We start from the raw sequence: 20,969 nt of genomic DNA, 5'->3' as shown, positions 1-20,969 counted from the left end.
ATTGAGCTGCTTGATAAACATCGAAACGATCGCCCTCCGCATCATTCGGGCAGAGAAAATGAAGGCGGTGCTCACAACGCGTTGCGTAGGGTACCTCTTCCTTCTCGAAGACGCAGGCTTCAGCATCACTCACTGGTCGCCTCTCCGACTTATCAGGCGCCCTTGCCCGTTGCTTAGCTGAGCCTCGCCTACAACCTTGGAACCTGGCTTGCATCGTACCAGATACCAATTCGCAGCTGGACCACCAACCTTCAGATTCGTGGACAACTGGCGCACTCTCTGCTTATGGTATGTGATGCCCAAAAAAAACCAACTGGGTAAACCTAAAGGCCCGCTCAGCAAGGGTTACGCCCTAGCACTGGGCGGCTCGAGAAACAAGACCCTCTACGACCAAGAAGTCGCGCGGCTGATGATAGCTCTGGCTATGGTGATTACTTGATACTGATCGCTTTGGAACGAACTAAGAATGGCTGTTTTGCGTAACAACGAGCTCAATCCACTTACCAGTGGGAGCAACAAAGAGAACTGCAATCTAATTAACTCACAGAAATCAAATAATCTGACTCTATATTATTACTCATGACTGTCATATTTCCCCAAGAAGAGCCGCATCAAAGCAACAAACCCCCCGAGTATGCATCCAAGAATTAAACCAACCCCCAAAATAAAAAATTTCCTTGGTTTTATTGGACTCTGAGGCACCTCAACACTACCATCCTGACGATAGACAGAAATACTTTCCGGATCGATATTGAGTTTTTTGTAGAAGTTGTATCGCATTTGTAAGGGCCGCAACTCAGGTATAAAGGCGTCATCCGTAGCACGAGATTCCAAGGCAGCGATCTCAGCAACCAACGCCTTGCTTCCACGCTGATAATCCAATTTATTGCTCCCCTCTACGATCACATCAACTGCACCGCTAGAGTTTATTACTGGCGTGGTTAGCCCTATGGACTTAGCTATCTGCAGCGCTTCACGCAGTTGTTGAATACGGTCTTCACGTATGCGCTGTGCATTTTCGCGCAAACTGACTATCCGCTGCTCCAGATTGCGAGCCCTTACTGCTGCCTCAGTCGTGACGTTTTTGATTAGCTCTAATTCAGCAGCTTTGCTGGCGCGCAACGCATAAGCCTTGATCCATTCTGTTGCTTGTGTGGGATCGCCCCCCTGAACAGAAACAGAATAACGATCAGGAGCATCCTTACCGCCGCCCTTCACAACGAGCTGCTTAGAGAAAGCTTCGTACAATCGATCCATGGCTCCCTGGCGCGCCTGCTCGGGAAGAGAAGGAAGATAAATCTCTCTAAAGAAGTTCTGTCGAACTGACTCGCCCTGCAAGTTCCGCGTAAACACGCCATACACATGCCCAATCGAGTAAGTATCAAGCTCATTACTTTTGCCACGACCATAGTTCAACTCAGCAATATCATTCTGAGTCGGCGGCATGATAAAAAGCTTTGCTTCATAGACAGGTTTGCTGAGGAACGCGTAAGCAGCAGCGCCAGCAGTGACCAGAAGAGTAACGGCGAGGATCAGCCATTTTTGAGCCCAAAGCCCGCGAGCGAGAGCGATCAGGTCGATTTCATCGTCGTCGCGCGTTGCAATACGATCATCTTGCATGGATAGCCTCGCTCCCTTTTTTTAGCTTTGCGCTTGCAGACACACGGGTCGCATTAAAAGGTAAGGCGGGCAAGTCCCCGACGGACACAGCGGTCTTTTTATTAAACTTAAACAAATGCAACATACCCAAAGTCAGAAATTTGCGGCAGTGATCCTTGCTACGAGACTACTGGGCTCACACATCCATTTATTTCAGCCGCCGACCTCTCCCGGCGATCCACGCCAATAGGGGGCCAATCATCATTCCAGAGAGGAGCGCGAGCAACACAAAAACCGAAACAGGAAGTTGCGGTGCCGACCATCCCAGGAACAACAGCGCGACAGGCTGATTGTTTTCAAGCACGAACAGTACGATAGCCGAAGCCACGAGCACCGCAAGTACGACAAGCGCAAGGCGCTTAAAGTTCCGCATGGAGACCTCTTTTTTTGGGGTCGATTCAGACCTCGTCACCCTCTTCCTCGTTCACCCGGTCTCGGAGCTCCTTGCCCGGCTTGAAATGAGGTACGAATTTTCCATCGAGGCTGACAGATTGACCTGTTTTTGGGTTGCGACCCACACGAGGGGCGCGGTAGTGCAGGGAGAAACTGCCGAACCCGCGGATTTCTATACGATCTCCGGTCGCCAGGCATTGGGACATTTGTTCAAGCATGGTCTTGATGGCCAGCTCTACATCCTTGGATGAGAGCAGCCCTTGATGGGTGACAATTCGTTCGATCAACTCCGACTTCGTCATGTTTTTCCCTTCTTTTTCAAGCAGCTAGGAAAATCGCTTCAAAGGTTTTAGCATGCCCGGAGGAATTTGAACAGCCCAACTCTTGACATATCTTCAGCGCCCCCTGATCGCCCCTTTTTGGCGCAGACTGAAAACATTTTGCAGGTTAGCGGCACATGACCAGCATGGTGCGAGTCAGGTAACCCGCCGGATTGAAGCCAAAGGGGTATTGATCCTGGTCTTTTGCATCATCGGATCGAGTGATCACCTTGTAGCCTGCCCCCTTGCACTCCTTGGCTGCGCGCTTATGGCACTTCTCCCAGCCGGAGCCCAGCCCTGAGCAATCGATCTCGATACCGCTGACACCTCGCACGGCGTGGGTCTTGGCGCTCGTGGCGCAGCCTGCCAGCAGCAGAACAACCAACATCAGAAAGAGCTTATTCATTCAGATCCTTCGTTAGAGGGACGCATCCCTGTCCCGAATTTTTCCAGCTGTGTCATAGAAGAGACACCCATGCTGGCCGTTTGGTTTCGCAACGCTTCGAGGGGAACGCCTGGGACAACCCTACAATGCCTTGGCAAACCAGAAATCGCAGGCACAAAAAAGGGCGACCGAAGTCGCCCTTTTTCTATGGTCTGACAGAACTCAGTTCTGTTTTTCCATCTGTGCACGCAGCAGGTCGCCCAGAGTGGTAGGACCAGCAGCAATGTCAGTAGCTGGCTTGTCGCGCAGGCTCTGGATTGCTTCTTTCTCTTCAGCGTCGTCTTTCGACTTGATGGAGAGCTGGATTACGCGGCTCTTGCGGTCAACGCTGATGATCTTGGCTTCTACTTCTTCGCCTTCCTTCAAGACGTTGCGCGCGTCTTCAACGCGGTCACGGCTGATTTCGGAGGCTTTCAGAGTCGCTTCGATATCGTCGGCCAGGGTGATGATGGCGCCCTTGGCGTCAACTTCTTTCACGATGCCCTTAACGATTGCGCCTTTGTCGTTCTCTTGAACGTACTCGGAGAACGGATCGCTTTCCAGTTGCTTGATACCCAGGGAGATGCGCTCGCGCTCTGGGTCAACCGACAGGATAACGGTGTCCAGCTCGTCGCCCTTCTTGAAACGGCGTACGGCTTCTTCGCCCACTTCGTTCCAGGAGATGTCGGACAGGTGAACCAGGCCGTCGATGCCGCCGTCCAGACCAATGAAGATACCGAAATCGGTGATCGACTTGATGGTGCCGGAGATTTTATCGCCCTTGTTGAACTGGCCAGAGAAGTCTTCCCATGGGTTGGACTTGCACTGCTTGATGCCGAGGGAGATACGACGACGCTCTTCGTCGATGTCCAGAACCATGACTTCCACTTCGTCGCCGACTTGTACGACTTTCGAAGGGTGGATGTTCTTGTTGGTCCAGTCCATTTCGGAAACGTGTACCAGGCCTTCAACGCCTTCTTCCAGCTCAGCGAAGCAGCCGTAGTCGGTGAGGTTGGTAACACGGGCGGTGACGCGGGTGCCTTCTGGGTAACGGGCTTTGATAGCGACCCATGGATCTTCACCCAGTTGCTTGAGGCCCAAGGAAACACGATTGCGCTCGCGATCGTACTTCAGAACCTTGACATCGATCTCGTCGCCAACGTTGACGATTTCCGAAGGATGCTTGATACGCTTCCAGGCCATGTCGGTGATGTGCAGCAGGCCATCGACGCCACCCAGATCGACGAATGCGCCGTAATCGGTGAGGTTTTTGACGATACCCTTGACCTGCTGGCCTTCCTGCAGCGATTCCAGCAGAGCTTCACGCTCGGCGGAGTTCTCGGCTTCCAGGACACTGCGACGGGAAACGACAACGTTGTTGCGCTTCTGGTCCAGCTTGATGACCTTGAATTCCAGCTCTTTGCCTTCCAGGTGCGTGGTGTCGCGCACTGGACGAACGTCAACCAGGGAACCTGGCAGGAACGCACGGATGCCGTTAACGTCGACAGTGAAGCCGCCTTTAACCTTACCGTTGATAACGCCCTTGACCACTTCCTCAGCTGCGAAGGCCGCTTCCAGAACGATCCAGCATTCAGCACGCTTGGCTTTTTCACGGGACAGCTTGGTTTCACCGAAGCCATCTTCAACCGAATCCAACGCTACGTGAACTTCGTCACCAACGTTGATGTTCAGTTCGCCAGCGTCGTTGTAGAACTGCTCAAGCGGGATCAGCGCTTCAGACTTCAGACCAGCGTGAACGGTTACCCAGCGAGCCTGGTAATCGATATCAACGATAACGCCGGTGATGATGGAGCCTGCCTGAAGGTTCAGGGTTTTCAAGCTTTCTTCAAAGAGTTCCGCAAAGCTTTCGCTCATTTTAATTCCTGTTGATTAGGGCGAAGTAAACGCCCATCTCCACACCCCAGACGATGTGGGTTAGTTTCATATATAAGAAGCACCGCAGGACTATGACTGGTCCCCTGCGGAGCTTCCTGGTCACCCGGCGATATCGCGAAGCGCGATTTCACTCATGATGCGTTGCAACACCTGATCGATGGACAACTCCGTGGAATCCAGCTGTATCGCATCGGCCGCCGGCTTTAGCGGGGCCACTGCGCGCTGGGTATCACGCTCGTCGCGTGCACGGATCTCATCTAGCAGACTCGACAGACTAACATCCTCGCCTTTGCCCTTCAACTGCAAATATCGGCGGCGAGCCCGCTCCTCCGCGCTGGCGGTCAGGAAAATCTTCAGCGGCGCATCGGTGAACACCACCGTGCCCATGTCCCGGCCGTCCGCCACCAGCCCCGGCGGCTCCTGGAAAGCCCGCTGGCGTTGCAGCAACGCTTCGCGCACCGCCGGCAGCGCGGCGACCTGGGAAGCCCCGGCGCCAACGCTTTCGGTGCGGATGACATCACTGACTTCATCACCTTCGAGGATGATCCGCTGCAACTGGCCATCGGTGGCCGCGATGAACTGTACGTCCAGATGGGCGGCCAGGGCCTTGAGCAGCTCTTCGTTGGTCAGGTCGACGCCATGGTTGGCCGCGGCGAAGGCCAGCAAGCGATACAGGGCACCGGAATCGAGCAGATTCCAGCCCAGTTGCTTGGCCAGCATGCCGGCGATGGTGCCCTTGCCCGATCCGCTTGGGCCATCGATGGTGATGACCGGTGCCTTGATGTTCACGACTGTGCCTCTTGTGCTACTCGAATACCGACCTGCGCGCACAACGCCAGGAAGTTCGGGAACGACGTGGCGACGTTGGCGCAATCATGGATGCGGATCGGCGCGCTGGCGCGCAGGGACGCAACACTGAAGGCCATGGCGATACGGTGATCACCGTGCCCATGGACCTCGCCGCCACCCATCTGGCCGCCGTCGATGATAATGCCATCCGGCGTCGGCTCACATTTGACGCCGAGCGCGAGCAGGCCGTCCGCCATCACCTGGATGCGATCCGATTCCTTGACCCGCAGCTCTTCGGCGCCAGTCAGCACAGTGCGGCCTTCCGCGCAGGCAGCCGCCACGAACAGCACCGGGAACTCGTCGATCGCCAGGGGAACCAGCGCTTCCGGAATCTCGATGCCCTTGAGTTTAGCCGCTCGTACGCGCAAGTCCGCAACCGGTTCGCCGCCCACTTCACGCTGGTTCTCCAGGGTGATGTCGGCGCCCATGAGGCGCAGGATGTCGATCACGCCGGTACGGGTCGGGTTGATGCCGACATGCTCCAGCACCAGGTCGGAGCCTTCGGCGATCGAGGCCGCCACCAGGAAGAATGCCGACGAGGAGATATCGCCTGGCACTTCGATGTGGGTCGCGGTCAGTTTGTTGCCGGATTCAACAGACGCCGTGGCGCCGTCGACCGTGACCGGGTAGCCGAAGCCACGCAGCATGCGTTCGGTGTGGTCGCGGGTCGGAGCCGGCTCGGTGACCGTCGTCTTGCCTTCGGCGTAGAGGCCCGCCAGCAGCAGGCAGGATTTCACCTGGGCACTGGCCATCGGCATGGTGTAGGTCAGGCCCTTGAGCTTGTTGCCACCACGAATGGTCATGGGTGGACGGCCCTCGGCGGCGGTCTCGATCACCGCGCCCATTTCCCGCAACGGGTTGGCAACACGGTTCATCGGGCGCTTGGACAGCGAGGCATCGCCGGTCAGGGTGCTGTCGAAGTCCTGGGCGACCAGCAGGCCGGACAACAGGCGCATCGAGGTGCCGGAGTTGCCCAGGTAGATCGGGCCCGGCGCAGGCTTGAGGCCGTGCAGGCCGACACCATGAATCGTCACGCGGCCGTGGTGCGGACCTTCGATGACCACGCCCATGTCGCGAAACGCTTGCAGCGTCGCCAGAGCGTCTTCACCCTCGAGGAAACCTTCCACCTCGGTCACGCCCTCGGCCAGCGAGCCGAGCATGATCGAACGGTGGGAAATCGATTTATCGCCCGGTACACGAATCCGCCCACTGAGGGAGCCACCAGGTTGTGCCAGGAAAATCAGATCGTTGGAGTTCATAGCGTCCACATAGGCCCGACGGGCCAGGATTTTACTGAAATGCTCGCGGGCCACCCTGGCACGTGTGAAAACGCCCAGCAATTGGTGCCCGTCCCCTGCATCGACCGCGTCGCGCAAGGCGTCGAGGTCGCTGCGAAATGTATCGAGTGTGCGTAGGACAGCTTCACGGTTGGCGAGGAAGATGTCATGCCACATGACCGGGTCGCTACCCGCGATTCTCGTGAAATCGCGGAAACCGCCGGCAGCGTAACGGAAGATCTCAAGATTTTCATTGCGTTTGGCCAATGAATCCACCAGACCGAACGCCAGCAGATGCGGCAAATGGCTGGTGGCGGCCAATACTTCGTCGTGTCGCTCGACCTGCATGTGCTCGACATCGGCACCCAACTCGCGCCACAGGCGATCCACCACCGCCAGCGCCGCCGGGTCCGTCTGATCCAACGGCGTCAGGATGACTTTATGACGACGGAACAGCTCGGCATTGGAAGCCTCCACCCCGCTCTGTTCGGAGCCGGCGATCGGGTGACCGGGCACGAAACGCGCCGGCACGCCGCCAAACGCCTCGGTCGCCGCCCGCACAACATTGCCCTTGGCACTGCCGACGTCGGTGAGAATCGCTTGCCCGAGCTCCATGCCGGCCAATCGGGCCAGCAGTTTCTCCATGGCCAGGATCGGCACCGCCAGCTGGATCACATCCGCGCCCTGGCAAGCGACCTGCAAATCGTCTTCACAGCGGTCCACCACGCCCAGCTCTACCGCCAGCTTGCGTGAATGCGGGTCAAGATCGACGCCCACGACTTCCTGGCACAGCCCGCTTTCACGCAGGCCCTTGGCGAACGAACCGCCAATCAACCCCAGGCCGACCACCACCAGGCGACCGATCATAGGGGTCGCAGGTTGCAGCAAGGTGACATCAACCACGAGCCAGGACCTTGCTCAGCGCCTCCAGGAAACGGCTGTTTTCCGCCGGCAGGCCAACGGTGACCCGCAGGTGATTCGGCATGCCGTAGTTGGCCACCGGACGCACGATCACGCCTTCGCGCAGCAAGCCTTGATAGACCGGCGCCGCGACGCGTCCAACGTCCACACAAATGAAGTTGCCCTTGGAAGGAATCCAGCCCAGACCCAACTCACGCAAGCCCGCTTCCAATTGCTGCATGCCGGCTTCGTTCAAGCGACGGCTTTGCGCCAGGTAGGCTTCGTCCTGCAATGCGGCGCAAGCGGCAGCCAGGGCGAAGCTGTTGACGTTGAATGGTTGGCGCACGCGGTTCAGCACATCGGCCACCACCGCAGTGGACAAGCCGTAGCCAACCCGAAGCGACGCCAGGCCATAAGCCTTGGAGAAGGTGCGCGACACCAGCAGGTTCGGGTAGGCGGCGAGGAAATCCAACCCATCGGGCAAGTCGCTGCCTTCGGCGTATTCGATGTAGGCCTCGTCCAGCACCACCAGGACGTGCTCGGGCACGTCCTGCAGGAAGTCGTCCAGGGCTTGGGCGTCGAACCAGGTGCCGGTCGGGTTGTTCGGGTTGGCGATGAAGACTACGCGGGTATTGGCGTCGATGGCGGCGAGCATGGCGGGCAGGTCGTGCCCCCAAGCCTTGGCTGGAACGACACGGGCATCGGCACCGACGGCCTGGGTGGCAATCGGGTAGACCGCGAACGCATGTTCACTGAACACGGCATTGAGGCCCGGCGCCAGGTACGCGCGGGCGACCAGCTCGAGAATGTCGTTGGAGCCGTTACCCAGGGTCACCTGGTTCAGCTCGACGCCGCAGCGCTCGGCCAGCAGGCTTTTCAAGGCGAAGCCGTTGCCATCGGGGTAGCGCGTCAGCTCGGCCAGTTCGTCGCGAATTGCCGCGAGTGCCTTGGGGCTCGCGCCCAGCGGATTTTCGTTGCTCGCCAACTTGACGATGCTGGCCGGGTCAAGATCCAGCTCGCGGGCCAGTTCGTCCACAGGCTTGCCTGGAACGTAGGGCGAAAGTTGTTGCACGCCTGGCTGGGCCAGGGCGAGGAAGTTGCCACTCATTTGCTATCCGCCCTTAAAGAACTGCCTTGGGGTAGGAACCCAGCACCTTGAGTGCCACTGCTTCCTGACTGATTTTCTCCAGCACACCTTTCACCAGCGGATCGCGGTGGTGGCCGACGAAATCGATGAAGAACACGTAGGTCCATTTACCACTGCGCGAAGGGCGAGTCTCGATCCGCGTCAGATCGATGCCGTTATCATGGAACGGCACCAACAGTTCATGGAGCGCCCCCGGCTTGTTGCTCATGGAGACAATGATCGAGGTCTTGTCGTCGCCCGTCGGCGGGACTTCCTGGTTACCGATCATCAGGAACCGGGTGGAGTTGTCCGGACGGTCCTCGATTTTCTCGGCCAGGCGCGTCAGCTCGTAAAGGCCTGCCGCCATGTCGCCGGCGATCGCCGCCGAGTTCCACTCACCCTTGACCCGCTTGGCCGCCTCGGCATTGCTCGATACCGCCACGCGCTCGACGTTCGGGTAATGGGCGTCCAGCCATTTGCGGCACTGGGCCAGGGACTGTGCGTGGGAGTAGATCCGGCTGATGCTGTCGGTCTTGGTGTTCTCACCCACCAGCAGGTGATGGTGAATGCGCAGCTCGACTTCGCCGCAGATCACCATATCGTGCTCGAGGAAGCTGTCCAGCGTGTGGTTGACCGCACCTTCGGTGGAGTTCTCCACCGGCACCACGCCGAAATTCACGGCACCGGCCGCCACTTCGCGGAAGACTTCGTCGATGGCCGCCATCGGCTTGCTGATCACGGCGTGACCGAAATGCTTCATGGCCGCTGCCTGGGTGAAGGTGCCCTCCGGGCCCAGGTAAGCGACTTTCAGCGGCTGTTCGAGAGCCAGGCACGAGGACATGATTTCGCGGAACAAGCGCGCCATCTCTTCGTTGCCCAACGGCCCCTTGTTGCGTTCCATGACACGCTTGAGCACTTGGGCTTCGCGCTCCGGCCGGTAGAACACCGGCACTTCGCCTTCGGCCAGGGAGGCCATTTTTACCCGGGCAACTTCCTGGGCACAGCGTGCGCGCTCGCTGATCAACTCCAGGACTTTCTCATCCAGGGCATCGATGCGCAGGCGCAGCGCCTTGAGTTCTTGCTCAGACATCAGCCGTGTTCCTTCTCGAACTCCGCCATGTAGGCAATCAGCGCGTTGACTGCGTTGATGTCCACGGCGTTGTAGATGGAGGCGCGCATGCCGCCGACCGAGCGGTGGCCCTTGAGGTTCAGCAGGCCGCGCTCGTCGGCGCCGGCCAGGAACGGCTTGTCGAGACGATCATCCGCCAGGCGGAACGGCACGTTCATCCAGGAGCGATCAGACTTGTTGATCGGGTTGCTGTAGAGGCCGCTGGCATCGATGAAGTCATACAGCGTGCGCTGCTTCACTTCGTTGAGCTTGCCGATAGCCTCGACACCGCCCTGCTCTTTCAGCCACTCGAAGACCAGGCCTGACAGGTACCAGGCCAGGGTCGGCGGGGTGTTGTACATCGAGCCGTTGTCCGCCGCGACCTTGTAGTTGAGCATGGTCGGGCACAGAGAGCGGGCGCGACCGAGCAGGTCTTCGCGGATGATCGCGACCAGAATGCCGCTCGGGCCGATGTTCTTCTGGGCCCCGGCGTAAATCATGCCGAAACGGGAGATGTCCACTGGACGCGAAAGGATGTCCGAGGACATGTCGGCCACCAGCGGCACGTCACCGGTTTCCGGGACCCAGTTGAATTCCAGGCCACCAATGGTTTCGTTCGGCGCGTAGTGGACGTACGCCGCGTCCTTGGACAGCTTCCACTCGTTCTGGCCGGGTATCGCGAAATAGTCGTAGGGCTTGGCGGTGGCCGCCACGTTGACGTGACCGTAGCGCGACGCTTCTTCGATGGCCTTCTGCGACCAGATACCGGTGTCGATGTAGTCAGCCGAGCCGTTTTCCGGCAGCAGGTTCAGCGCAATCTGGGCGAACTGCTGGCTGGCGCCGCCCTGCAGGAACAGCACTTTATAGTTGGACGGGATGTTCAGCAGATCACGCAGGTCCTGCTCGGCCTTGGTGGCGATGGACACGAATTCATCGCTGCGATGGCTCATCTCCATGACCGACAGGCCCTTGCCATGCCAGTCGAGAAGTTCGCCCTGGGCACGCTTCAGGACCGCTTCGGGAAGCGCCGCCGGGCCGGCACAGAAGTTATAGGCTCTCTTGCTCACATCCAATCTCGCTCTGATCTGGTGGTCACATAAATCTTTTGGTCCGCACACCGCCCTACAGGGCTACCGCTTAATCAAGACATGGATGAATCCGTGGCGAGGGAGCTTGCTCCCGCTTGAGTGCGAAGCGCTCACAAAAAATAGGGGCCGCTGCGCACTGGAGCGCCAGCCGGCCCAGCGGGAGCAAGCTCCCTCACCACAATGAATCAAACAAGCCTCAAGAGAGGGGCAGTCCCCATAGGGATTGCGCAGTGTCGCAAATTTTCAAACGGAACAAACAACAAGGGGGCGAATTTTCATCCGCCCCCTGCGTGCCCGCTTAGTCCTGCGGCTCTTCTTCGTCTGCGGCAGCATCGAGCGGTTGGTCGCCGACGACGTCGTCAACATCGGCACCGAGGGCGCCATCGAACGCCACGCCGTCCTCGCCTTCCAGCTCTTCGCCTTCGACTTCCGAAGGCTCCTGGACGCGCTCAAGGCCGACCAGTTTTTCGTCTTTGGCCAGCTTGATCAGCGTCACGCCCTGGGTGTTACGACCCAGGCTGGAGACTTCGTCGACCCGCGTACGCACCAACGTGCCTTGGTCGGAAATCAGCATGATCTCCTCGCCGTCGAGCACCTGGACCGCGCCAACCAGGCGACCGTTACGCTCGTTGCTGACCATGGCAATCACGCCCTGGCCGCCACGCTTGTATTCGGGGAACTCGCTGATGGCGGTACGCTTGCCGTAGCCACGCTCGGAAGCGGTGAGGATCTGGCTGCCTTCTTCGGGGATCAGCATGGAAATCAGCTTCTGCCCTTCCGGCAGACGCATGCCGCGCACACCACGGGCGGTACGGCCCATGGCGCGGACATCGGATTCCTTGAAGCGCGTGACCTTGCCGCCGTCGGAGAACAGCATGACTTCGCGTTCGCCGTCGGTGATGGCGGCGGAAATCAGCACATCGCCCTCGTCCAGCTCCAGGGCGATCAGGCCGACGCTGCGCTGGCGGCTGAAGGATTCCAGCGGAGTCTTCTTCACGGTGCCGTTGGCGGTTGCCATGAAGATGTAGTGACCTTCGGTGTATTCCTCCACCGGCAGCATGGTGGTGATGTATTCACCGTCGTCCAGCGGCAACAGGTTGACCAGCGGACGACCACGGGCGGCGCGGGATGCTTCGGGAATTTCGTAGGTCTTGAGCCAGTACACCTTGCCCTTGCTGGAGAACAGCAGCAACGTGGTGTGGCTGTTGGCGACCAGCAGGTGTGCGATGTAGTCCTCGTCCTTGACGCCGGTAGCCGATTTGCCTTTGCCGCCACGACGCTGGGCCTGGTAGGCGGCCAACGGTTGGGTCTTGGCATAGCCGCCGTGGGAAATGGTCACCACGCGCTCTTCTTCCGGGATCATGTCCCCCAGGGTCAGGTCCAGGCGCGCATCGAGGATTTCGGTGCGGCGCACGTCGCCGTATTCGGCGCGGATCACTTCCAGTTCTTCGCGGATCACTTCCATCAGGCGCGTGGCGCTGTTGAGGATGCGGATCAGCTCGCCGATCTGGTTGAGGATTTCCTGGTATTCGGCCAGCAGCTTCTCGTGCTCCAGACCGGTCAGGCGGTGCAGGCGCAGTTCCAGGATGGCTTGCGCCTGCTCCGGGGACAGGAAGTACTTGCCTTCGCGCAGGCCGTATTGCGGATCTAGGTTTTCCGGACGGCACGAATCGGCACCGGCGCGTTCGACCATCGCCACTACCGCACTGGATTCCCAAGGGGTGCTGACCAGTGCTTCCTTGGCTTCCGACGGCGTTGGCGAGGCCTTGATCAAGGCGATCACCGGGTCGATGTTCGACAGGGCAACGGCCTGGCCTTCGAGGATGTGGCCGCGCTCGCGCGCCTTGCGCAGCTCGAATACGGTACGGCGGGTAACCACTTCGCGGCGGTGACGGACGAAGGCTTCCAGCAGGTCCTTGAGGTTCAGGATCCGCGGACGGCCGTCGATCAACGCGACGATGTTGATGCCGAACACGCTTTGCAGCTGGGTCTGGGCGTAGAGGTTGTTGAGGATCACCTCGGGCACTTCGCCACGACGCAGCTCGATCACGACGCGCATGCCGTCCTTGTCGGACTCGTCACGCAGCTCGGTGATGCCTTCGAGTTTCTTCTCTTTCACCAGCTCGGCGATCTTCTCGATCAGGCGAGCCTTGTTCAGTTGGTACGGCAGCTCGGTGATGACGATCTGCTGGCGACCGCCGACCTTGTCGATATCTTCAACGGTGGAGCGGGCGCGCATGTAGATGCGGCCACGACCGGTGCGATAGGCCTCGATGATGCCGGCGCGACCGTTGATGATCGCGGCGGTCGGGAAATCCGGGCCGGGGATGTACTGCATCAGCTCATCGACGGACAGTTCCGGGTTGTCGATGAGGGCCAGGCAACCGTCGATGACTTCGCCGAGGTTGTGCGGCGGGATGTTGGTCGCCATGCCCACGGCGATACCGCTGGAGCCGTTGACGAGCAGGTTCGGGATACGGGTCGGCATGACCGCCGGGATCATCTCGGTGCCGTCGTAGTTCGGCACCCAGTCCACGGTTTCCTTGTGCAGGTCGGCCAGCAGCTCGTGGGCCAGCTTGGTCATGCGCACTTCGGTGTATCGCATGGCCGCGGCGTTGTCGCCGTCCACCGAACCGAAGTTGCCCTGGCCATCCACCAGCAGGTAGCGCAGGGAGAACGGCTGCGCCATCCGCACGATGGTGTCGTACACGGCAGTGTCGCCGTGGGGGTGATACTTACCGATCACGTCGCCGACGACACGGGCGGATTTCTTGTACGGCTTGTTGAAGTCGTTGCCCAGCTCGCTCATCGCGAACAGCACGCGCCGGTGCACGGGCTTCAAGCCATCGCGCGCATCCGGCAGCGCCCGCCCGACGATCACGCTCATTGCGTAGTCGAGGTAGGACTGTTTCAGCTCGTCTTCGATATTGACCGGGAGGATTTCTTTGGCCAGTTCGCCCATGAGAAGCCTGATTCCTTTTTCTGGTGAAACCTCGTCACGTCCAGATGGGACGAACGAAGCTCGCCGCTGCAGGACAAATGCCGAGCAGCGACTTACGACAAATCAACGAGTTATGCCATGGATCTGCGCAGTAAAGGCCACCTCGCGAGGCAGCCTTGGAAACCGCCGGATGTTATCACAAGAGCCGCCACGCACCTATCCCCCAGATGCGCATGGTGCGTAGTTAGTTGACCGATGACAGGCTGAAAAGGGACGAGAGAAGCTCAGAGGCGCTGGGAATGGCGATTCGTGGCCGGATTTGGCTGTTTTTTCAGGCTTTGCCGGCCCCATCGCGAGCAGGCTCGCTCCCACAGGGCAACGTACGCCGTCCAATGTGGGAGCGAGCCTGCTCGCGATGGGGCCAGCTCAGGCGCCGAAGCCCTTAGTGCAACCGCTTGCGACACATCAGTTGGGCCATCTTCGCCGCATCTGGCCGCTCAACAATGCCTTTCTCCGTCACGATAGCGTCGATCAGGTCTGCCGGGGTCACGTCAAAAACCGGATTGAAGGCGTCGGCATCGGCCCCGACCCGCTTGCCGCCAACTTCCAGCAATTCGCGGCCGTCACGCTCTTCGATGGGAATGTCTTCACCGCTGGCCAGGTTCATGTCGATGGTCGAGCTCGGCGCCACCACCATGAAGCGCACACCGTGGTGCATGGCGCAGACTGCCAATTGATAGGTGCCGATCTTGTTCGCCACGTCGCCATTGGCGGTGATGCGGTCGGCGCCGACGATCACCCAGGTCACACCTTTGGTCTTCATGATGTGGGCGGCAGCGGAGTCGGCGTTGAGGGTCACCGGAATGCCTTCGTTCGCCAGTTCCCACGCGGTCAACCGAGAACCCTGAAGCCATGGCCTGGTTTCGTCGGCGTAGACCCGCTCGACCATGCCTTCAAGGAATGCACCGCGAATCACCCCGAGCGCAGTACCGAAGCCGCCGGTGGCAAGGGCGCCGGTGTTGCAGTGGGTCAGGATGGCCTGGGCGTTGCCCTGATGCTTGCGAATCAGGTCGACGCCGAGCTGGGCCATGGTCAGGTTGGCCTCCCGATCGCTTTCGTGGATCGCCATGGCTTCGGCCTCCAGGGCCGCCAGTGGATCGGCATGCTCCTTGAGGCGCGCCAAGCGGTCGCGCATGCGGTCAAGCGCCCAGAACAGATTGACCGCCGTCGGCCGGGAATCGGCCAGCAAGGCGAAATCCGCTTCCAGTGCATCTTGCCAGTCACCGCCCTCGGCCAACCGCGCCCGCGCCGCCAGCACCACGCCATAGGCGGCACTGATGCCGATGGCCGGCGCGCCGCGCACTACCATCGAACGGATGGCCTCGGCCACGCCGGCCGCACTGGTGTAGCCGTTCCAGTTCTCCTCGAACGGCAAAACACGCTGATCGAGCAGATAAAGAGCGCCATCACGCCAATCGATGGCCTTCACCTTCTCCGCAGCCAACAGTCGATTGCGCATCCTTCACCCCGCACTCAGAAACAAAAGCCGCCGATTATAGCGATCCCTCCGCGAAGACGCTCGGGTATACTTCGCCTCCTTTATAACTCATGGAACCGTTCCACGATGCCCAAGCCTGCCGTTGCGCTCGACTTATTATTGCTGCCGACCTGGTTGGTGCCTGTCGAACCCGCCGGTGTCGTGCTCAAGGATCATGGTCTGGGGATTCGCGACGGTTGCATCGTGTTCATCGGGCCACGGGCCGAAGCCATGAGGTGCGACGCCGCTGAAGTCCGCGAATTGCCCGGCATGCTGCTCAGCCCAGGCCTGGTCAACGCCCACGGTCACGCGGCGATGACGCTGTTCCGCGGCCTGGCCGATGACCTGCCGCTGATGACCTGGCTCGAACAGCACATCTGGCCCGCCGAGGGCAAATGGGTCGATGAGGATTTCGTCCGCGACGGCACCGACCTGGCGATCGCCGAGCAGATCCAGGGCGGCATCACCTGCTTTTCGGACATGTACTTCTACCCCAAGGTCGCCAGCGACCGCGTCCATAACAGCGGCATCCGCGCGCAAATAGCCATTCCCATCCTCGACTTTCCGATCCCCGGCGCCGCCAGCGCCGACGACGCCATTCGTCAGGGCATCGAATTATTCGGCGACCTCAAGCACCACCCGAGGATCAAAGTCGCATTCGGCCCGCATGCGCCATACACCGTGGGCGACGACAACCTGGAGAAAATCCGGGTGATCGCCGAAGAACTGGACGCGGCCATCCACATGCATGTTCACGAAACCGCCTTCGAAGTGCAGCAGGCTGTGGATAATACCGGCGAGCGGCCGATGGCCCGACTGGCGCGGCTTGGCCTGTTGGGGCCACGCTTCCAGGCGGTGCACATGACCCAGGTCAGCGACGAAGACCAGGCCCTGCTGGTAGAACACAACTGCAGCGTGATCCATTGCCCAGAGTCCAATCTGAAGCTGGCCAGCGGCTTCTGCCCGGTGGAGCGCCTGTGGCAGGCTGGCGTCAACGTCGCGGTCGGCACCGACGGTGCGGCGAGCAACAATGACCTGGACCTGCTGGGCGAAACCCGCACCGCCGCCCTGCTGGCGAAGGCCGTTGCGGGCTCGGCCACCGCCCTGGACGCCCACCGTGCGCTGCGCATGGCCACGCTCAACGGCGCCCGGGCTTTGGGCATCGAAGCGACGGTCGGTTCACTGGAAGTCGGTAAGGCCGCCGACCTGGTGGCCTTCGACCTGTCCGGGCTGGCGCAACAACCGATCTACGACCCGGTTTCGCAGTTGATCTACGCCACGGGCCGGCATTGCGTCAAACACCTGTGGGTGGCCGGAAAACAATTGCTGGAGGAAGGTCGCCTGACTCGCATGGACGAGTCGCAACTGACTGCCACGGCCCAGGCCTGGGGCCGGCGGGTGAGCGGCCAGGACGAATAGCACGCCCTTTGAGCCAAGGCTTGGGGTCACTGATTTTTCAAGTTTTTCGAGGATCTTCACATGAGCAACGTCGACCACGCCGAAATCGCCAAGTTCGAAGCCCTGGCCCATCGCTGGTGGGACCGCGAGAGCGAATTCAAACCGCTGCACGACATCAACCCGCTGCGGGTCAACTGGATCGACGAGCGCGTCAGCCTCGCGGGCAAGAAAGTCCTCGACGTCGGTTGTGGCGGCGGCATCCTCAGCGAAGCCATGGCCCTGCGTGGCGCCACTGTCATGGGCATCGACATGGGCGAGGCGCCGCTGGCGGTTGCGCAATTGCATCAGCTTGAATCCGGCGTCAGCGTGGAATATCGGCAGATCACCGCCGAAGCCCTGGCCGAGGAAATGCCCGGCCAGTTCGACGTGGTCACCTGCCTGGAGATGCTCGAGCACGTGCCGGACCCTTCGTCGGTCATCCGCGCCTGCTTCCAGATGGTCAAGCCCGGCGGCCAGGTGTTCTTCTCGACGATCAACCGCAACCCGAAGGCCTACCTGTTCGCCATCATCGGCGCCGAATACATCATGAAACTGCTGCCGCGTGGCACCCACGACTTCAAGAAATTCATCCGTCCTTCCGAGCTCGGCGCCTGGAGCCGCATGGCCGGGTTGACCGTCAAGGACATCATCGGCCTGACCTACAACCCGCTGACCAAGCACTACAAGCTGGCCGCCGACGTTGACGTCAACTACATGATCCAGACCCTGCGCGAGGAATAAGTCGATGCGTCTCAAAGCGGTTCTCTTCGACATGGACGGCACGCTGCTCGACACCGCGCCCGACTTCATCGCCATCTGCCAGGCCATGCGCGCCGACCGTGGCTTGCCGCCGATGAACACCCAGCACATCCGCGACGAAATATCCGGCGGTGCCCGGGCGATGGTTGCGGCGACGTTCTCGATGGACCCCGAATCGCCGGGCTTCGAAGAACTGCGCCAGGAATTCCTCGACCGTTACCTCAAAGGGTGCGCCGTCCACAGTCACCTGTTCGACGGCATGGCCGAAGTGCTGGCCGACATCGAGGCGGCCAACCTTATCTGGGGCGTGGTCACCAACAAACCGGTACGTTTTGCCGAGCCGATCATGCAGCAGCTGGGCCTGGCCGAGCGCTCGAAAGTGTTGATCTGCCCCGACCATGTGAAAAACAGCAAGCCGGATCCCGAACCGTTGACCCTGGCCTGCAAGATGCTTGACCTGGACCCGGCCAGCGTGCTGTTCGTGGGGGATGACCTACGCGATATCGAGTCGGGCCGCGGCGCTGGCACCAAGACCTGTGCGGTCACTTATGGCTATATCCATCCAGACGACAATCCCAAGCACTGGGGCGCGGATGTGGTGATCGACCATCCCCTGGCCCTGCGTGAAGTGCTGGATAACGCGTTGTGCAGTTGCTGAATGGATTCGGCGAGCTTGCTCTTGTGGCGAGGGAGCTTGCTCCCGCTGGAGCGCGAAGCGGTCCCCTGAGTCAATCGACGGCGACTTCGTCACCGAGCGGGAGCAAGCTCCCTCGCCACAACAGCTCACTTGCCGCAGGTTCCGCGCAGCTTTCAATTGTTGAGGTTTCTTTATGTTTGATTACTCCGCCCGCCCCGACCTGCTCGAAGGCCGCATCATTCTCGTCACCGGCGCCGGCCGCGGGATCGGCGCCGCTGCCGCCAAGGCTTATGCCGCCCATGGCGCCACCGTGCTGTTGCTGGGCAAGACCGAGGCCAACCTGACCCAGGTCTATGACGAAATCGAAGCGGCCGGCCATCCGCAACCAGCGGTGATTCCCTTCAACCTCGAAACTGCCCTGCCCCATCAATACGATGAGCTGGCCGCCATGATCGAGACCGAGTTCGGGCACCTCGACGGGCTGCTGCACAACGCCTCGATCATTGGTCCGCGCACGCCGCTGGAGCAGCTTTCCGGCGAGAATTTCATGCGCGTGATGCAAGTGAACGTCAACGCCATGTTCATGCTCACCAGCACGTTGTTGCCGCTGCTCAAATTGTCCAGGGATGCCTCCGTGGTGTTCACTTCCAGCAGCGTCGGACGCAAAGGCCGGGCGTATTGGGGCGCTTATGGCGTGTCCAAGTTCGCCACCGAGGGGCTGATGCAAACTCTCGCTGACGAAGTCGACACCGTAGCGCCAGTGCGTTCCAACAGCATCAATCCCGGCGCCACCCGCACCAGCATGCGGGCCCAGGCCTACCCGGGAGAAAATCCGCTCAACAATCCGACACCCGAAGAAATCATGCCGGTCTACCTGTACCTCATGGGACCTGACAGCCAGGGCGTCAATGGCCAGGCGCTCAACGCGCAGTGACAGCCATCCGCGTCGCGGCGGTTTACCGTCGCGACGCACCCTTCCTCGATGCGCCACCCAACCGAAACGCCAAGCCGTCGCCGCCGCTTGCTCGCATTACGACCACCGTCAGTCATCAACGCCTTGATTCAATAGTGGTTTTTATCAAGGTGAACTGAATGGCACGAGTTTCGCTCTAACCCTTTTAAACACGCCGTGTCCGGCGAGTAGCGAACATTGCGAAGGGTTTATGCCTGCCAGATAAAGCGGACTAAACTCAACTCAGTGTCCTTCGGGACTGATGGATCAGTACGACGCGTAGCCTAGGGCCACCTCACCCCCGCCGGTCAGGATCGATAAAGTTCAGGGGCTCACGCCATATGAAAACGCCCACACAGACCAACGCGATCGACTTTGATAGCGCCAAGTTGCAGCGCCTGGGCCTGGCCCAGCCGTCTCCACTCGTGGCGCGGCCCGTCAGCCTGTCCCAACTACGCCAACAACTTGGTCAACAGTTGCAGACCAGCCTGGAACCGCAACGGATCCTTGGCTTGTTCTTCCGCGAAGTGCAACGGCTGGTGCCCTTGGACGCGCTGGCGTATCAGCACAAGCCCAGCGACCTGCGTATGGAATTCGGCCAACGCGGACACCACAACCTCAGCTACAACCTCAGCCATGAGGGCGAACATCTGGGTGAGCTGGTGTTCCGCCGCAATCAGCGCTTTACCGAGTCGGAACAGAGCGACCTGGAATCGACACTGTCTTCGCTGTTTTTTCCGCTGCGCAACGCCTTGCTCTACCGCGCCGCCACCCAAAGCGCCCTACGCGATCCGCTGACCGGCACCGGCAACCGCATCGCGATGGACCAGACGCTGGAACGTGAGATCGACATGGCCCGGCGCCACATGCAGCCACTGTCGCTGTTGATGCTGGACATCGATCATTTCAAGCGGATCAACGACACCCATGGGCATGGTGTCGGCGATGAAGTGCTCAGGGCCGTCGCTGACTCGATCAAGAGCCATCTGCGCAATGTCGACATGGTGTTCCGGTTTGGCGGGGAAGAGTTCCTGATCCTGCTGGCCAACACCAGCCGGGATGCCGCGGCCATGGTCGGCGAACGGCTGCGTTATGCCGCCCAGACCCAGGATTATTTCGCCGGCGGGACAAGGATTGAACTGACCGTCAGCCTCGGCTGCGCGACATTGCTGCCGGGCGAGTCGGCCGAAAGCCTCTTGCGCCGAGCCGACAGTGCGCTGTATGTAGCCAAGCGCGAGGGCAGAAACCGGTTGACGATGGCGGGCTGAAGCCCCAACTGCTTGACGCCGACACACCGCCATCGCGAGCAGGCTCGCTCCCACAGGGGATTGGCGGTGTACATAAGATCTTCACTCACCACAAAGCTACTGTGGGAGCGAGCCTGCTCGCGAAGGGGCCGGGTCTGCCAACGCAAGGTTAACTGCCAGACCGCCATCGCGAGCAAGGTCGCTCCCACAGGGGATTGGCGGTGTACATCAGATTTTCGATCCCCACAAAACCACTGTGGGAGCGAGCTTGCTCGCGAAGGGGCCGGGCCTGCCAACACAAGGTTAACTGCCAGCCCGCCATCGCGAGCAAGCTCGCTCCCACAAGGGATTGGCGGTGTACATAAGATCTTCACTCACCACAAAACCACTGTGGGAGCGGGCTTGCTCGCGATGGCGCC

Annotated in this window: 17 protein-coding genes; 5 read left to right on the top strand and 12 right to left on the bottom strand. The window is 60.2% G+C overall.

All coding sequences use genetic code 11. The features are described 5' to 3' along the window. Positions 1-573: 573 nt before the first annotated feature. From ACLK1G_RS24915 to mtnA, 12 genes are all read right to left on the bottom strand, one after another. A complete protein-coding gene (locus ACLK1G_RS24915) occupies positions 574-1,620 on the bottom strand; it encodes an LPS O-antigen chain length determinant protein WzzB (protein ID WP_420767793.1) in 1,047 nt (348 codons plus the stop codon). Between the two features lie 187 nt (positions 1,621-1,807). Continuing rightward, positions 1,808-2,032, bottom strand: a complete 225-nt coding sequence (locus tag ACLK1G_RS24910) for a lipopolysaccharide assembly protein LapA domain-containing protein (RefSeq protein WP_420767792.1) — start codon at positions 2,030-2,032, stop codon at positions 1,808-1,810. A gap of 25 nt (positions 2,033-2,057) precedes the next feature. After that, a complete protein-coding gene (ihfB, locus tag ACLK1G_RS24905; RefSeq protein WP_420767791.1) occupies positions 2,058-2,354 on the bottom strand; it encodes an integration host factor subunit beta in 297 nt (98 codons plus the stop codon). Between the two features lie 145 nt (positions 2,355-2,499). Then, positions 2,500-2,778, bottom strand: a complete 279-nt coding sequence (locus ACLK1G_RS24900; RefSeq protein WP_420767790.1) for a hypothetical protein — start codon at positions 2,776-2,778, stop codon at positions 2,500-2,502. A gap of 201 nt (positions 2,779-2,979) precedes the next feature. After that, positions 2,980-4,671 carry a 30S ribosomal protein S1 gene (gene rpsA / locus ACLK1G_RS24895; RefSeq protein ID WP_030141013.1) on the bottom strand — a complete coding sequence of 564 codons (1,692 nt, stop codon included), beginning with the start codon at positions 4,669-4,671 and terminating at the stop codon, positions 2,980-2,982. Positions 4,672-4,791: 120 nt separating this feature from the next. Then, complete coding sequence (gene cmk / locus ACLK1G_RS24890) at positions 4,792-5,481, bottom strand: (d)CMP kinase (protein ID WP_030141014.1); 690 nt, start codon at positions 5,479-5,481, stop codon at positions 4,792-4,794. Then, positions 5,478-7,685, bottom strand: coding sequence for a bifunctional prephenate dehydrogenase/3-phosphoshikimate 1-carboxyvinyltransferase (locus ACLK1G_RS24885; protein WP_420767823.1), 2,208 nt, complete (start codon positions 7,683-7,685; stop codon positions 5,478-5,480). The genes cmk and ACLK1G_RS24885 overlap by 4 nt, the downstream gene beginning before the upstream one ends. A gap of 28 nt (positions 7,686-7,713) precedes the next feature. Continuing rightward, positions 7,714-8,826, bottom strand: a complete 1,113-nt coding sequence (gene hisC, locus ACLK1G_RS24880) for a histidinol-phosphate transaminase (protein ID WP_420767789.1) — start codon at positions 8,824-8,826, stop codon at positions 7,714-7,716. A 13-nt stretch (positions 8,827-8,839) separates the two neighbouring features. Next, positions 8,840-9,934 (bottom strand): prephenate dehydratase, encoded by a 1,095-nt coding sequence (gene pheA / locus ACLK1G_RS24875; protein WP_420767788.1) that lies wholly within the window; start codon positions 9,932-9,934, stop codon positions 8,840-8,842. Further along, positions 9,934-11,019, bottom strand: a complete 1,086-nt coding sequence (gene serC, locus ACLK1G_RS24870; RefSeq protein WP_420767787.1) for a 3-phosphoserine/phosphohydroxythreonine transaminase — start codon at positions 11,017-11,019, stop codon at positions 9,934-9,936. The genes pheA and serC overlap by 1 nt, the downstream gene beginning before the upstream one ends. 319 nt (positions 11,020-11,338) lie before the next feature. After that, entirely contained in the window at positions 11,339-14,002 is a 2,664-nt protein-coding gene (gene gyrA / locus ACLK1G_RS24865; protein WP_420767786.1) for a DNA gyrase subunit A, read from the bottom strand. A 421-nt stretch (positions 14,003-14,423) separates the two neighbouring features. Then, positions 14,424-15,500 carry an S-methyl-5-thioribose-1-phosphate isomerase gene (mtnA, locus tag ACLK1G_RS24860; RefSeq protein ID WP_420767785.1) on the bottom strand — a complete coding sequence of 359 codons (1,077 nt, stop codon included), beginning with the start codon at positions 15,498-15,500 and terminating at the stop codon, positions 14,424-14,426. 105 nt (positions 15,501-15,605) lie between these two features. Between mtnA and ACLK1G_RS24855 the strand changes: the two genes are divergently transcribed. The 5 genes from ACLK1G_RS24855 (at position 15,606) to ACLK1G_RS24835 (ending at position 20,571) form a co-directional block, all read left to right on the top strand. Next, positions 15,606-16,937 (top strand): TRZ/ATZ family hydrolase, encoded by a 1,332-nt coding sequence (locus ACLK1G_RS24855; protein ID WP_420767784.1) that lies wholly within the window; start codon positions 15,606-15,608, stop codon positions 16,935-16,937. A gap of 60 nt (positions 16,938-16,997) precedes the next feature. Beyond that, positions 16,998-17,696 (top strand): bifunctional 2-polyprenyl-6-hydroxyphenol methylase/3-demethylubiquinol 3-O-methyltransferase UbiG, encoded by a 699-nt coding sequence (gene ubiG, locus ACLK1G_RS24850; protein WP_039588851.1) that lies wholly within the window; start codon positions 16,998-17,000, stop codon positions 17,694-17,696. A 4-nt stretch (positions 17,697-17,700) separates the two neighbouring features. Next, positions 17,701-18,372: an N-acetylmuramic acid 6-phosphate phosphatase MupP gene (mupP, locus tag ACLK1G_RS24845; RefSeq protein ID WP_420767783.1), complete on the top strand. Its 672-nt coding sequence runs from the start codon at positions 17,701-17,703 to the stop codon at positions 18,370-18,372. A 172-nt stretch (positions 18,373-18,544) separates the two neighbouring features. Beyond that, positions 18,545-19,285: a YciK family oxidoreductase gene (locus ACLK1G_RS24840; protein ID WP_420767782.1), complete on the top strand. Its 741-nt coding sequence runs from the start codon at positions 18,545-18,547 to the stop codon at positions 19,283-19,285. A 359-nt stretch (positions 19,286-19,644) separates the two neighbouring features. Further along, the gene (locus tag ACLK1G_RS24835) at positions 19,645-20,571 is read left to right on the top strand and encodes a GGDEF domain-containing protein (protein WP_420767781.1); all 927 of its coding nucleotides are present in this window, start codon (positions 19,645-19,647) and stop codon (positions 20,569-20,571) included. Positions 20,572-20,969 lie beyond the last annotated feature (398 nt).

The organism is Pseudomonas algeriensis (genome assembly GCF_048847255.1).
In the GTDB taxonomy this organism is placed as follows: domain Bacteria; phylum Pseudomonadota; class Gammaproteobacteria; order Pseudomonadales; family Pseudomonadaceae; genus Aquipseudomonas.
Note: the sequence above shows the minus strand (reverse complement) of the source record. Positions and strands in the feature narration are given on the sequence as shown.